We start from the raw sequence: 15,690 nt of genomic DNA on the forward strand, positions 1-15,690 counted from the left end.
TATAGTAAAAAATTATTTTTAGCGGCTTGAAAAACGAAGTCACCCCTTCCCCGCGGGGAAGGGGTGTGGAAACAGATCTGAAACTATGCGTCATATCTAAAAACAGCCAAGTGGTGGTCTAAAAAGCTAGACCACTTCTGTTTCCGTCTTTAAAATGGCCTTAATCCTTAAGGCCAGGTCGTTTTGAGGCTCATTCCAGCAGACGAGAAGTGCACCAATTACAGCACCGGATTGTTCCCTCAAGGGAAAACAGACAGCCTGTCCTGCAAAGAGCGCCGCAGTCATATCCCTAAGCAAAAGCGACTGCAGGGTCTCTGGCAACAAGGGTTCGAGTTTCCAGGTGAGCATCCGCTTTTGCTGCTTACATTCTGCCACCACCTGCTTGATGAGTTTCATCTGCGGAGCACTTTCACTAAAGCCCGTTATCGAGCTGTGCAAAATGGATTGTCCGCCGACACTTTGCAGGCCGGGAGCCAACATCACAACATCTGCCTGAAAGTATTCCTTTATCTTTTGCACAAAAACGGGGCCAGCCTGTTTTCTGTCTCCAGAGGCAAGAGCCGCAGCAACACCGCCATGAATTTTAGAAAAATTGTGTTCATACGTCGCAGGAGATGACGTCTCAATCTGTTGGCCACCACTCATCCAAAGCGATAGACACTGTGCGAGTAATTGAAAAATTACTATGAAAATATCCGGGGATTGCTGGCTGGTTTCCACTGCTGCACAAATAGCGAGAACCTCAGAGCTGTTTTTTTCAACAGGAACAGCAATGAGAAACACCTCGTCCTGCCCCGCAAGACGGGCTACAGCAACCTGTTTACGCTCAATTGCTCTTTTTCCGCCCTGTTGTAAGATAGCAAGGATGTCATTGCCCCATCCATGCCCCTTATCTGTAATACAGGTTATGTCCTCAGATGGTTCACTCCCCTTGCAGGAGCCAATGGAAACGACACCCGCACCGGTCAACGATACGATGAATGATGTGAGATGTTGGTAGAGACCAGAAACACTTTCATGTTCTGCAAAGATTTCGGCAAGGGAGGCTTTAAGATGCCGCAGATCAAGGCCTGAAGCACCAACACCACCTTGTGGTCGGGAATTAGAAAAAGTCACTCTCTATTACAGGTATCTAGTGTTTTTGATCATCCGACACGCCCTTTATCCCGTTGGAATCAGGAACGTCAGTTGAACCAGCCAAAATCTTTCCCAAGAGTTCATGGAGTCGCTTTGCTCCTGCGTGGGTCATCGCGATCCTCGAGTGGATTGGTAATGACATCTCGTCTGTCCCCGGATCCTTCATATAACCTGAAGAAAAACCAACAGTAATATCCTCAGGTGTTGAGTTGACCAAAAATTGTGAAGAGAATAGAACTGATGTATCTGTGTAGCGTATTGTTATGCGCTTTGCTTCCGGTTTCTTTTCCATAAGCCCCTACTTTACTTAAAATTTTCTCTCCACAAGTAATCGACAATGTGAGTAATTACTATGGAAGCAGCTGATTGGTTTCAAAACTGCATCGGATACCGCTTTTCGCTGCAAAATTATCAGCAAAGCCGATCTTAACCCGTACAGTTCCACTCTCGGGGTTCACTAAGGGAGAGAAGTAGAGCACTGTGCCTGTTACCATCTCATCCTGTCCATTGACGTGCAAGGTGACCTTCTGCCCCGAAGCTAAATTTCCCATAAAATTATACGGGATATGAAAAATAACATGGAGCGGTAAAGCCTGCACAACAGTGATAAGGGCATCTTCATCATTGAGCCCGACCAGCTCCCCTTCCGTTTTAAAGATTCTTGAGACAACTCCATCAATGGGGGCTCTGATTTTTTTGACCTCAATCTGGGCCTCGATCTGTTTAAGTTCAGCCAGTCGAATCTTCCGACTCTCTTTTGCTGTCAGCAGATCCGCCTGGGCAAGCGCCAGATCAGCTCTGGTTTTTTCCAGTTCATTTGGCCGTACATGCCCGGTGGATTCCAGGCGATTGAGATTTTCAAGCTGCGCCTTACGCATCTCCACCATGATTGCTGCAGAATCCAGCTGCCCCCGATTAGAGGCAAGTATCTTTGCCGTATCATGCTGGGCGTTGAGCACACCAAGATCAAGAGTAACGAGAAGCTGCCCGGCTTTAACGCTCTCCCCTTCAACGACATGTACTTCTCTAACGATGTCTCTATTTACCGGAACAATGTCAACCTTCTTATTCGGTTCAAGAAAACTCTCCAGGGTAACAGCAGCCACATTGTGGGCAAAAAACAAGAGCCAGAACATCGGCAGCAGAACACAGGAGCGAGTAACATTGCGAGACATGAATATTATTTCCAAACCCATAGTAAAATACTGCGGTGAAGCTTTCTTGTCACTCCACCACTGAACCCGTTACATTAATATCGCAGCTATTCTGTAATACCTGCAATTCCAGATGAAGAGGGCAGTTCTGAATCCATCTTAATATCACCAATGTTTATTATATTTTTAGGTAAATCATCCTCAACTGTTTCCTTAATCATCACACCGGACTCATCGATCAGAGTACCTTTTGCACTTTTAAGCTGGACCAGTGAAAGATTATACGTAAGTTCACTCGTAGTAAATTCCATTTCAGCCAGATTGAGGCGCTCCAGCGCATCCAGTAATCTATAGAGAATTGAGCCGTATTCTTCGTTTTTTGAGATAAGGTAATCGATACGGCTGATAAGACTATCGATTTCCTGATTTGTCGATTGGACCACAGCATAGCGCCGTTTCATTGCCATGTTGTATTTAATCATCTCTCTGTAGGTTATCTGGGCTTCCAGCAGAATATTGGTAACGGTTGTATCGAGCTGACTCATGAGTTGTTTCACTTCCAGTCTCTTCCTCATCTCCCGAGCCTTTGCTGCATTGTTCATAAGAGGAAAGTTTAAACGCAAGCCAACACTGTAACTCGGATCCCCTTCATCCCATGATTCATTCCACGCCTCACCATGATCATAATCGCCTTCAAGGCCTTTGACATAGGTTTGTGCAAAAAGATCTAACTCGGGAAGTAATTCATTCTTTGTTCGGTAATGACGTAAAAGAGCGGATTCCAATTGATGCAGCGATTGTTCAATTTCCGGACGATTTTTAAGAGCAGTCGTAAAAACATCCTCCATGGACTCCTGCGGCAGGGCATGCAGGGGTTTTTCTACCGTGACATATTCAAGGCCAGATTCATTGACCAACTCTGGTGCATTCGTTAACGTCCAGATACGCGACTGAGCGTTCAAAATTGAAAAACGAGCTTCATCTGCTGCCAGCTGATGACCAAACAACTGAGATTGAGCACGCGCCAGCAGGCTGGCTTCTACATCAATATCTTTTCTTTCTTCCATCTGCCGGACGATCTCTTTCGTTTTATCGGCGAGTCGCTGTTTTTGCAGGTAGAGCGATCTCTCCATATAGAGCCCCCAATATGAGCGGGTTACTTCCAGAAGATGACTGTCAAGCTGACGCTTCAGTTCACTGTTGGCGCTTTTGTAATCAATTTTTGCAAGCTCTTTAATGGCATCATTATAGTCTGGTCCAAAACCTTTCAAGAGAGACTGGGTCAGGGTGAGACTGGTTTTTGAGATACCCTGCTCGGTTGGATTAAGATAGGTTGAATTGGAATCGAAAGACTCATATCCCTGCTCTAACGAAAGCGTCGTACCTGTAATAAATTTTCGTTCCAATCCTACACTCAACGCACCCGATTCTTCTTCATACCTTTCAGGACCACCCGTTCGCAGATCATCTCCGACAGGCTCGTCGATATCATTATACTTACCACTCGCATAGAGGGAGGTATCAAATTCTCCTTCAGCCTCCTGAATGGTCGTTTTACGAATAAGTGGAAGGTACCCAAACACCTTAACCTGGCTGGAGTTATGCAAGGTCGTTGAGTAGAGGTTCGGAATATTCGTTTCAGTGTATTGCTTCATCCCGGCAAGTGGGACTGTCGCCTTTGCATGCCACCATGAAACCATGGTATCATCCTTCGTGCCGGTAGCTTTACCTGTTGATAGAGTCGGGTCAATTGCCAACATCGTTACCTGCTCAGCACCGGAAAACTTCTCAATGAGCGGTCTGTAGCGGTCCAACATTTTAGCCTTCAGCTCTTCAAAGCTTGTTTCATGATCAATATCACCGGTTTCAGCCGCCATTGCCATTGGCAAAGAAGAGAGAAGCAATGTGACACCAATAGCAGGCAATAAAATCAGTTTTTTCATTCTACAGCTCCTTTTCATTACAATGTGCTCTGCGATGGATTAGTTGATACTGCAATATATTCATAGTCATAGTGATCGTCCCAGGCCAAACCACTGCTCTGGTTATAGTATTCGCTCAGAGTTTCTAATATAACAAATGGCCGGGTTGCAAAAATTGAATCTACGCTCAACGCCAGACTGGTAAATGGTGAATCGCTGAGAGCTGGCATAAAGTAGGTCCTCAGATTGAATCCCCCAGCGGTACTCGCGTTATAAAGAGACAAATCCTGTTGAATTTCAATACTATGCGGCATATCATACATGAGTGAACCCGCAAAATTCGCCAACCAGTTCCCGCCGGTGTCTGCCATAACCAGTTGCGTTCCAACAAAGTTGCCCTGCGCATCAGTGAGATTAATCCTCAGCGTCGTGCCCGGTTCTGCATGTCCGGTATAAATTGGGCTGACTGGGAGAAGGGGCTCTTGAAAAACCGAATCTTCCGCTCTCATCTCGATAAATTCATCCACATCTCTTCTTTCACCACCTTCAACATATGATTGGAAAAGAGGATCATAGATAAATCCCGGCTCTACAATTTCAGGTGGTCGAACAGTGGGCGGCTCAGGCGGCACAATGACAAGTTTGTACCCAAAATCAACATTGTTATTTACTTCCCCGGCCCCAAGCTGGATAGTCGTCGTATTATCGAAAAGTCCATCCAAATCATAGACAGGATAATAGTTATTAATGACCGATGAAGGATCAGCGGTGAGGGTATATGCACCGGCAAACAGATTATCAAACGAATAGTTACCATTCGTATCAGTCGTTGTCTCGAGGACAACATCCGTTACCCCATCCCCATCAAAATCACCTTTCAGGGTAATCTTTACACCTGCAATACCTTCTTCTCCTGGGTCAAGCACTCCATCTTCGTCCAGATCATACCAGACGGTATCACCTATGGAACCCGTGCCTGTATATCCAAAATCCACATCAAGATTATCTTCACCAGCCACTAATGAAAGATCACTGGCATCTGGTGTGTCGAGACCATCAAGATCATAGGTCTGGTTGATGCCAGCTGGCAGAGTTGAAGGATTAACGGTTACTGAATAGTCACCAGGTAGGATGCCATCAAAAAGATAATTACCGTTGCGATCTGTTACGGCTGTCAGGGTGTCAGGGGTACCATCCAGATCGACATCTCCGATCAGAGTAACTTCAACACCGGCAATTCCAACATCTCCACTGTCCTGAATGCCGTTATTATTTACATCAAAGAAAATAGTGTCACCAATTGAACCCGTCTCGGTGTAGCCAAAATCCTGGGCATTATTGGTTTCACCCGCCGCGAGAGTGACGGTTGAGCTACTGTCGCGTGGTCCATCTGGGTCCGAAGTTAGCACAAAGGATTCGGGCAGAGTTGATTCATCAACCGTGATTGTAAAGTCACCAGATGGTAAATTATCGAAATGATAGAGGCCATCCGCGTCTGTTACAGTTGTGAGGGTTTCATCGATACCATCATTATCAAGATCTCCGGTAAGGGTCACCGTGACATTGGCAATACCAGACTCACCATCCTGGGAATTATCGCCATTGAGATTATTCCAGATATAGTTTCCTATGGAACCTGTACCGACAAAACCGAAATCAAGATCCTGTATTGAAGGGTCTGTTGAATCCCACTCCGTATCGGCAATGTCTACCCTATTATCAAGAGAGCCATCCCGCTCGTATGTTTCATTGGTAAGGCCGATGGGAGAAGATACTTCAACCCAATAATTTTCCAATGGCAGGTTGGTAAATTGGTAGAAACCATCCTCGTTAGTTGTTGCTGTGGCAGTATATTCATACGTACCATCACCATCAAGATCACCATGCAGCGTGACTTCTGCACCTTCAATTCCTTGGTCGATTTCATTTTGAATGCCATCCTGACTGGTATCATACCAGACATAATCTCCAACGGATCCTTGACCTGTGTAACCAAAATCGACATCCAGGAAGGTTTCTCCATTAGCACTATCTGTGATTTCATAACTGCCAGTATGGTCTAGTACATTTGTTCCTAAGTCATAGTCAAACGTCTGTGTCATTCCTGAAGGTAATGTTGATGATTCAACGTGAATATTATAAGTTGCATCAGGTAAATGAGTGAAGGAATAATTGCCCGAACTGTCTGTAATGGCTGTAAGGCTGTATACAGTTGCGCCATCTAGTGGACTTATTACTTCTGCTGTTACTGTCACCCCGGCAATACCTGTTTCACCTGCATCCTGAACACCGTCCGCGACGACATCAAACCAGACCGTATCACCTATAGTACCGTCCCCTAGTGGAACCGTGAAAATTGCAGTGGCTGTATCTTGAGTGCCATCCTGGGACATTCCTGGATTTCTGGTGTCGCTATCATCATAGATGCGTTCATTTGCATCTTCTCCGTTACGGCCCGACCAATCAGCATCGGCGACGTTTATGTGATTTCCTCCGACAAACCAAGCTTCTACTACCCGCACGTCATATCTTATAGTAAGTGTCTCACCTACTTCCAGATCCCAAGAGTCATCACTAAACTCAAGTAAGCCGTCGGTGTTTGTAAATGTTATTAAATCGGGATCTGTCACAGCATTACTCGGAACACTGCTTGTTGTTATGGAGATGCTATTCACTGCAATAAATTCTGTCCCAATAGCGAGAGCATCTGATAACGAAACTTCATAGGCTGTTCCTCTACCTGTGTTTTCCATAACAACAGTATAGGTCATTATATCATTGAGGTTATCTGCTTGAGTATCCCCCACGCCCCCATCTGCATCGACAACTGTCTTCGTAGTAGTGATTTGAGGTTCTACTATAGTTGCAACTGAGTCTGTTGGATCAGTTTCGTTTACCGTTATTCTATCGTTGCCAGAATCATTGGGATCGTCATAGCTGAGAGTAGCAACATTGATTTTTGTATCACCATCCTCATTTACCGAGTCATTCAAAACTATCGCCCTGAAACCAATGACAAAAGAATTGTTGGAGGAATCATTGTCCGAGACAACGGTAACATTACCTAATGAGAAGTCTATATCATTACCGTCACCAACAGTACTATTTAAAGAAGAGGTATCCGAAATTCTTCCATCAAAATCACTGGTCAAAAGCCCTGAAGGATCATCAGTCGGACCAGTACCAAATGTAGTGAAGACTTCATAAGAGCCCACCACATATTCAAGGCCCGCAGGCAGGGTATCTGTTACCTGCACATCCACCATGTCCCCTTCGGGTAGGGTGACGATCATGTAATATTGTATCGTTTCCCCAATTGTATACGTTGAGGGATCTGGCGCTATTTTTTCTATCGCGCCGGGATCAACAATTACACTGGTTGTTGCCGAGGCAACATAGTCATTATAGGCAATGTTAGCCGGATCTCCGACTCTCTCATTTGAGTCATCAGTGTTTTCATCTCCATCAGGGAGACTGGTCCAGTCTATGGAGGCGGTGTTTGAAAGGTCCAGACCACCGGAAGGGTTAGCAACCAGAGCAGCGGAGACGACTATCGTATAGGTATCACCGAGCTGGAATTCATCCCATATTCCGGTTAAGTCTCGCCCTTCTGTCCCGCTGGAACTAATGGCAGTTGTTATCCCTGTCAGAGACCCGGTACCAACCTGACGCAGGATGGTTACATTTTCATATCCATCCGGGATAGTATCTGAGAAGGAAACATCAAAGGCATCCTGGTTACTGCCACCAGTATGACTAATTACTATGGTAAACTCAACAGTATCCCCTTCATCAGGACTGGAATTATCTGCAACTTTACTAATCTGGAGTTCCGGTTCAACGACAGTTACAGTTTCAGTATCACTTGACAACACGGCACTACCAGATAACCATTGAGCATTGTTTGCAAGATTATCTCCTCGATCATTCGCGGAATTGTTAAGAACTAAGGCAGTATAATTTATGGTAATATATTCAGGCGTTGAGTTGTAGGTATTACTGTTGGTTATATCTCCAAAATTCAGGTAGATGTCATACGAACCAGTTGGAATATTACTGGTAATTATATTATCCCACACCCCACCTTGAGCAGTAGTGGCCAAATCTGTAGAAGCAGATATTGAATTAATAGATACAAGCTGCAAACCATTGTCAGCAAGGTTATCCCTGAAGAGTACACTCTCAGTGGTTCCCTCCTGAACTGCTATCTGAACCGTATAGGTTACTTCCTCACCAATGGCCACATCAGTGCCACTTGTAACAGCATCAGGCTGACTGGTGCCAGTTATTGTTTTTGTCACCGTTGGGCCACCAACAGTGACCTCTGCAGTATCACTTGGATCAACAATAGTGTGATCTGCTCCACCTTCGGCACCGGCATAATTTGTAATTGCAGCGGTATTCACAAGAGTCTGCCCTGGAGTTATATCGACAGTGGCAACAAGGTCGTAGGTGATAACAACCACGTTGTCTGTCTGGGTGGTGTTATTGTCTGTGTTGGCAGCTACTGCTCCCGCTCCTGGATCTGTCAGGATTATCCCGGAGAAGAAGTTAAAAGCCGCGTCCCCGTAGGAGAGGCCGTTAGCATCTGTAAAAGCAACAGAAATACTGCGGTCTCCCGTTGTAACATTCAGGTTCAATCCCGTCACAGGAATAGCAAAACCAGCTGGCAGAGAGTCTGAGATTGCAACATCAAAGGCATCGGAATGACCGATATTCTGAACAACTATGGCAAAGGTTACCGTGTCACCGGCATCAATGCCGCTCAGGTTTGCGTCAACAGAGAGTCCAAAGTCTGCCTCTGCAGTTTCAGTTACCGTTCCTGTTTCAACGGTTCCGACATTACCGTCATACGTTCCTGCTGAATTATCTGTATTAATCACCCCTTTGGTTATTTGCAGGACAGGCTCATTAAGAACGATCTGGTCAATAGCATTCGTCTCAGAATTCTCTAACTCTGTACCAGACTCATAGGCAGTTACCTGGTTGGTGAGATAGAAACCATCAGGAAAAGGATCATTGGAGACAGCTACAGTAAAGACAACTTCAACCACACTGGAAGTATCAAACTCGTCATGATAGTTTGACCAACTAAAAGTGAGACTGTTCTGGCCAGGATCTACTGTGAGCCCCTCAAAACTACCAGTATCATATGTACTTGCGGTTGTAAAAAACCAGTTGCCGGCAGCATACCGGGCGGGATCGTCTGCGCCTACCTCAACCCACGGATCTCCGTTAAAAACATCTGTGCCATCCTGGTCTGGATCAGCTGCATTAAAAACAGGGAGAGGCAAATAGTCTACAAAGTCAAAATTCTCAACGCTACTGATTGGCATGTCATAGCGAATGATGTAAGAAACCGTGTCGCCAGGAGAGATCATAGGTCTGTCTTCACTCGTACCATCTGTAGCCCAGCCGCTTTCAGAATTATTTATAGCGATAATACTTTTTGAAACCCCACCGGTAACAATGTTTACGTTGTCACAACTCTCGTCATCCTCACTTTGTCCTGTAGCAACGGGGACCACCCCTTTGGTAAATACGTCCCCATAGATGGTGACACCACCCTGCAGATTATCGCCCTGGTCGACATTATGCTCCCCAGTAGCCGGATCCACACGATATTGATCCAGTATTGTCGCGTCGTATGTGATGGTTCCAGTGGTTGCGCCTGTCTCCCCACCCTGAAGGATACCATCCGCTGCCTCCCCGGTTATTCCCGCAGAACGTAAAATAGCATCAAGGTTGTAGAAAAAAATTATCGAGCCATCAGTCTGGGTCTCAGCCCAGACCTGACTCCCTACTGCCCCAGGAGTCAGGGCGACAGACGTGGCTATCTGGGTTCCATTCTCCCAGAGATCAATGGTGATCGTGGTGGGGTCGACTTCCAGGCCATCTGCAACAACATCCTCGATCCTGAAGGCATAGATGGAGTCATTTATGTTACTGTCTCCGAATGCAAAATAGTCTGAAATCTGAAAATCGAGGTTGTAGGTCAGAATCTCCCCGGGAACATACCCGTCATCACCTCCAGCATCAGGAGAATGACTCTTCTGGATAGTTATGGCTTCCGCGTGGAAGATGTCATCGATATTTTCATTACTTGAAAAGTTACCATCCTCATCAACCTCAGGGTAGATAGTAGCGGTAACAGCTGGGTCATAAGCGTCCCTGGGAACCCAGTGATAAGAAACTTCACCATTATTGATAATATGAACATCATCCGCTGAGTCAGGATCTATAATCGCATCCCCGGCCCCGTTCTGCTCTGGAACATAAAACCCATAGTGTATTACGACATCATCGTCGGCGGCTGTACCTGTAACCGTCCCCAGTATCTGTATTTCAAGAGCTCCCCCTTGATTTCCTGTAGGCTCACGAACGATGTTATAACCCGCCGGAGTCAAAGCCACCCCCCCAACAGAGATAGACGTAACCCCGGTATAATAGATGGAATCTGGAACCTCCTGAGTATAGACAAGACTATCTACATTCTGATTTTCGGCTATATCGATGGTAGATATGTATTCTGCCGGGAAGTTAGGGCCGGTTGGGATTTCCTGATAATTTTGCTCAAAAACAGTATCAAGATCAGTGGCAACTTCCCGAATATCATCAGCAATCGGATCATGCTGTTCCTGACAATCAGATCCAACAGTGGGGACATTAATTTCAGTATTAAAGGCGATAACCTCTGGAAGAAAACTTATAGTCTCCCCACCATCCCGTATTGGATTATCCGTAGTATAGTCATCAGCAGCTGTTAAACCATACATTGCCCCCCTGTAAATGGTGACATCAAGGGCAGCATCAGGGTCGTTAATATCACCCACATCGGCATTTTCACTCATATGGGCGGTTACCTCAATTTCGGCGGCCGTCTGATCAGGCGTAAAAGATCCAAACGGCAAACGCAAGGTTACAAACTCATCTCCAGGGTTAAGCCCCGTGATAACCAGAGCCTCTCCTGTGTTGGGGTCTTTGACCCAGTTGTGGGTAACCTCGCCCGCGTTATTAACTATTTGCGTATGATACTCAACATCGACTCCCAGATAGGTGGCACTTTCAAAAGAAATACCGTCATCTGTTCGTGTAACATCAGTAACCTCGTCTCCCTCAAGCCCCCGATCAAGGACAAGATCAATATATGGGCCGTAAACAGTTTCTGTACGGTCATTATTGTAAGTCACAGTGAAAGTGAAATCTTCACCGATCATCGGATCAATGGGGATTACAACATCTTCTGAATCCACAGCCTGAGTGTCGACGTCACCAGCATCGGCCACAACAAGATCGGACTCATCAGCCTCCGTTTGCATCATGGCGTCTGCAGCAGATTGTGCTTCTGCCAAGTCACTGGCAGCGCCTTCGACTTCTACACTAACATCATCCTGGGACGCTCCCGCATCCACCTGTTCTACTTCCTGACTGGCCGCAACAGTCTCACTCTCTGCCTGCATCTCTGCACCATCCAGCGAAGTTTCCTCCACTCCTCCATCGGTTGGCTCAACAAGTGCAGCAACTGGATTGGCGTCAAAAAATACACGCTCTTCGAGCGACTCTAGAATCAGTTGATATGGTGTAGTTTTTTTCATAAGTATATCCCAGATAGAAACCGGCAATAGGCGCTTTCACGTTTACGGACCAGCCAAGCTTTCTTACATAATCGTAAAGAACGATACAGAAAAATCTCTATGAGTATACCTTATATCAGCAGATACATTGTGTATGTAAGGAAGCAGTAAATAATAACGATTACTATATGCAATTACCTGTCATAATTGATGCGGTACAGGACAAGAAAAGGGTCAATAGGGGCTACGCATATTCATAAAAATATCTCTGGTTGCAACCGGTAAAAATATTTTTATGTTAGCCCTTTGGCCAGAATTCTTAACAAATTTTGATGAAAATATATCTACAAGTGTACATTATATCAACAAATATACCTACACATTTAGCAACTTATCAAACTGTACCAATGAACCTTTGTCATGGTTTACCCAAGAGATTTTGAGCAGGATAAAGAAATACTCACCTGAAAAAGCCGTTATTTTGAAATATCAGCAGGGGGAAAATTAGCGACCAATCGGTTGTTTCATACAACCCATTCGCGGCCCGTCACTCAGATCTAATCCACCATACATTCGTTACAACTCCAATTTACTGTCAGTAGTCCTCAGCGAAAGACAAAACAACTTGCACTGATTACCTCAGATGCTTTATTGAATTTCTTGCAATGTCATCTAAAAACTGCATTTTCCGGTTTTTGATTTTATTTTTTAGGTAATTTGAAGTACATGGCAATTGGACTACAACAATTTCTGCATCCTTCAATATTTCAGATGCTGCGCAGAATTACGCAGGTAACATCTCGCTTCCGAGTTTTTTAGCTCCCTGTAAGATATTTTTGCCGGCTCACCCTAAATCAAGCTATAAATTTACCTGATATTTTATAACACTACGATGTTTTCATTGTCTTCATCTGCTATAGTGGGGTTATGAAAACATTGTACTCACTCGGAAACATTATAGACCTGGAATATTTTCTCCACAAAGACACAAATATCTCCCCCGAAAAGCTCCACCTGCGGGACCGTGAGATAGCTTTGAGCCTTGTTGAACAGGAATCAGACCATGAGCTGACAACGGTCGAACTGCTGTCCGGCTGGCTGGGTGTCCGTCTGAAAAGTGAATTTGTTCACGGACAGAGCGAAAGCCCCGGAACAATTTTCACGAAAAGCCGTGCTCTTGCATCAAGTCTGGTTTCTATAAAAGGGCTCTTTGCAGGTCTCTTTGCAGGCTGGGCTTTTTTTGCCTATGCAGGGACCACTCCCGTTAACGTCTTACAGTTCCTTCTCTTTTTCGTCTTTTCACAGCTTCTCTTTGCTCTACTGCTGTTTGGCTCCATTGCCTTTAGAAAACTCATTTCAGAAACTGGCCTGCCTCAAACAGGTTATCTCCTCCTCCACTCCCTTGGTAAAGCACTGTTCAAGCGTCTGCACCGCAAGTGGCTCCAGAGTTTAGGTGGAGACAAACGGGAAAGTATTGGAGCAGCCTACGGTATTATCAGAAGCAGAAGCAAAATTTACGGCTCCCTTTTTTACTGGCCCATCTTTTCTCTCGCCCAACTGTTTGGCATTACCTTTAACATCGGCCTTCTTACTACTTCACTGATAAAGATTGTTACCAGTGATCTGGCCTTTGGCTGGCAGTCAACCCTCCAGCTCAGCGACATCGCCATGTATAAAATGGTTCAGTTTCTTGCTCTCCCCTGGAGCTGGCTGTTCCCACAAGGTCTGGCAACACCGAGTATCTCCGAAATTGCAGGCAGCCACATCGTACTCAAAGATGGGATCTACCACCTCGCAACCGGTGATCTTGTAGCATGGTGGCCATTTCTTCTTCTGTGCCTCGTCTTTTATGGCCTGATTCTCCGTCTCATCTTTTATGTTTCCAGCCGACTACTCGAGGGTGTCTCATTACAAAACCTCAAATGGAACACTCCGAAATATGCGGCACTGTTACGGCGGATGCGCACCCCCATTGTCAGCACCCAGGCTCAGGATCTGCCCCATGAGCTAACCGATGATTCTAACCCAGAGCCCGCGATTGCCAGTTCGCAGACCACCAGCACTGCTCCGCCGCGAATTCTCCTTATTCCAGATGACATCTGCGATTCTTTTCCTGTTAAGAGCCTTACGCAACTCATGGGCCAAAAGGGCTATACTTTAACGGCCCAATATCGTTTCATGTGCGGGTACGAAGAGGATCGACAGCTGCTGCAGACGTTGAGTAAAAATGAGTTTATGGACGAAACCGGTTTTTATATAATTATGGAAGCATGGATGGTTCCCCTGGTTGATTTTCTAGTTTTTTTAAAAGATATCAGGAAATTATCTACACCAGAAACCATTATTGAAATCGCACTTACAGGTTCCCCCGAAGGGGCTCATTTTACAAAAATCGCAGCAACTGATTTCACTATCTGGAGTAAAAAGATTCAATCCATCGGAGATCCATATATCCACCTCTCCGCGATAACAGGAATAACCAAATGACTCTCCCCCCTGAATTTGCCATACTGGGTCACCCCAACGAAGGAAAATCCTCTGTACTTTCAACTCTTGCAGAAGATGACTCGGTGCGCGTCAGTCCCACCCCAGGTGAAACAACGGTATGCCGGACCTTTCCGGTTATTATCGATGGCAGAGAAATGCTTCGTTTCACCGACACCCCAGGATTTCAAAATCCCGGCCGGGTCCTCAGCGAGCTGAAAAACCGTTTTTCAACAAGCTCCGATCCCATAAAAGAGTTTCGAGCCTATGCGGCTTTGATTCCCGAGCTGCATGATGACTGTGAACTGCTGTCTCCACTTGAACGAGGGGCTGGAATCATCTATATCGTGGATGGATCAAGACCTGTGCGTAATGTGGACAGGGCAGAAATGGAAATTCTCAGGCTTTCCGGCAGGCCCCGAATGGCCATAATCAACTGTAAGGTCGATGAAGAGAAACACCTTGAGGCCTGGAAGAGTGAGTTCAGAAAAAATTTCAATTCCAACCGCAGGTTTAATGCCCACCGGGCAACCTACTCAGAACGTATTTCACTGCTCGAAGCACTCAAATCCATTGACCAGGACTGGCAGAATACCCTGGATGAGGTTATCTCCGTCTTCAAAAAAGACTGGAAAAACCGCAACAATGTCAGTGCAGACATTATTGCAGGCCTGCTGCAACAGGCCTTGAGCCTCAAACTCCAGGAAAATATCAGCTCAGCAACTTCCCCTGCCAGGGCACGTGAAAAGCTGTTTGCTGCGTACAGTTCTAAAATTCGTTCCATTGAAGCCACCGCCCATAAACAGATCAAACAGCTTTTCCGGCACAATGTATTCAACTATGAACTCCCTCCGCACTCCCTGCTCCACGAAGACCTTTTTGACGAAAAAACCTGGCAGATGCTTGGCCTCACCAAAAAACAGGTTATCATTGCCGGCGGCATCGGTGGCGCAGCACTTGGTGCAAGCCTGGATGTAGCGGCACTTGGACATGGGCTTGGCATGTTCACTGCAATGGGAGGCATGGCAGGAGCTCTGGGCGCTTTTTTCGGGGGAGAAAAGCTCTCAAAGGAAGCAGAATTTTTCGGAGTTCCATTAGGCGGTAACCAAATACAGATAGGTCCGAGTAAATCTATCGACCTTCTCTTTGTTCTCCTCAACAGATCACTTCTTTTCTACCAGTATACGATCAACTGGGCCCACGGCAGAAGGGATTACGACTCCCTGGAAAAGGTAGACAGCGAAAATGGTTCAACCCTGGCATTTACCAGACACTGGTCCGCCAGACGGATCAAAATATGCCATCATTTTTTCAAGGCTGTACAGGGCAACGGAAACGATCATTCCCTCCCGCCACACGACGATTTCAGAGGGCTTCTCCTGCAGGCTATGGAGGAAATCAGTCAAAGAGATTAAGATC

7 protein-coding genes are annotated in these 15,690 nt (G+C 45.8%); 2 read left to right on the plus strand and 5 right to left on the minus strand.

Annotated features, from left to right (window positions below):
* Nucleotides 1-126: 126 nt before the first annotated feature.
* From FCL48_RS23120 to FCL48_RS23140, 5 genes are all read right to left on the minus strand, one after another.
* Nucleotides 127-1,116: a hypothetical protein gene (locus tag FCL48_RS23120; protein ID WP_136876172.1), complete on the minus strand. Its 990-nt coding sequence runs from the start codon at nucleotides 1,114-1,116 to the stop codon at nucleotides 127-129.
* A 16-nt stretch (nucleotides 1,117-1,132) separates the two neighbouring features.
* Entirely contained in the window at nucleotides 1,133-1,429 is a 297-nt protein-coding gene (locus FCL48_RS23125; RefSeq protein ID WP_136876174.1) for a DUF3467 domain-containing protein, read from the minus strand.
* A gap of 58 nt (nucleotides 1,430-1,487) precedes the next feature.
* On the minus strand, nucleotides 1,488-2,312 hold the full coding sequence (locus FCL48_RS23130; RefSeq protein WP_169309349.1) for an efflux RND transporter periplasmic adaptor subunit: 825 nt from the start codon (nucleotides 2,310-2,312) through the stop codon (nucleotides 1,488-1,490).
* Between the two features lie 86 nt (nucleotides 2,313-2,398).
* On the minus strand, nucleotides 2,399-4,234 hold the full coding sequence (locus tag FCL48_RS23135) for a TolC family protein (protein WP_169309350.1): 1,836 nt from the start codon (nucleotides 4,232-4,234) through the stop codon (nucleotides 2,399-2,401).
* 17 nt (nucleotides 4,235-4,251) lie between these two features.
* Complete coding sequence (locus FCL48_RS23140; RefSeq protein ID WP_136876180.1) at nucleotides 4,252-11,808, minus strand: SdrD B-like domain-containing protein; 7,557 nt, start codon at nucleotides 11,806-11,808, stop codon at nucleotides 4,252-4,254.
* A 906-nt stretch (nucleotides 11,809-12,714) separates the two neighbouring features.
* On the opposite strand from FCL48_RS23140, the gene FCL48_RS23145 reads away from it, so the two are divergent.
* Both FCL48_RS23145 and FCL48_RS23150 read left to right on the plus strand, forming a co-directional pair.
* Nucleotides 12,715-14,274, plus strand: coding sequence for a DUF2868 domain-containing protein (locus FCL48_RS23145; protein WP_136876182.1), 1,560 nt, complete (start codon nucleotides 12,715-12,717; stop codon nucleotides 14,272-14,274).
* Complete coding sequence (locus tag FCL48_RS23150; RefSeq protein ID WP_136876184.1) at nucleotides 14,271-15,686, plus strand: GTPase/DUF3482 domain-containing protein; 1,416 nt, start codon at nucleotides 14,271-14,273, stop codon at nucleotides 15,684-15,686. Before FCL48_RS23145 ends, FCL48_RS23150 begins: the two co-directional genes overlap by 4 nt.
* Nucleotides 15,687-15,690: the final 4 nt, after the last annotated feature.

Origin of the sequence: Desulforhopalus sp. IMCC35007 (genome assembly GCF_005116575.1) — a bacterium.
Taxonomy (GTDB): Bacteria; Desulfobacterota; Desulfobulbia; order Desulfobulbales; family Desulfocapsaceae; genus Desulforhopalus_A.

Coding starts and splice junctions, on each gene's coding strand:
- FCL48_RS23135 (WP_169309350.1), bottom strand. CDS start 4,234: ATGAAAAAACTGATTTTATTGCCTGCTATTGGTGTCACATTGCTTCTC.
- FCL48_RS23150 (WP_136876184.1), top strand. CDS start 14,271: ATGACTCTCCCCCCTGAATTTGCCATACTGGGTCACCCCAACGAAGGA.
- FCL48_RS23125 (WP_136876174.1), bottom strand. CDS start 1,429: ATGGAAAAGAAACCGGAAGCAAAGCGCATAACAATACGCTACACAGAT.
- FCL48_RS23140 (WP_136876180.1), bottom strand. CDS start 11,808: ATGAAAAAAACTACACCATATCAACTGATTCTAGAGTCGCTCGAAGAG.
- FCL48_RS23130 (WP_169309349.1), bottom strand. CDS start 2,312: ATGTCTCGCAATGTTACTCGCTCCTGTGTTCTGCTGCCGATGTTCTGG.
- FCL48_RS23145 (WP_136876182.1), top strand. CDS start 12,715: ATGAAAACATTGTACTCACTCGGAAACATTATAGACCTGGAATATTTT.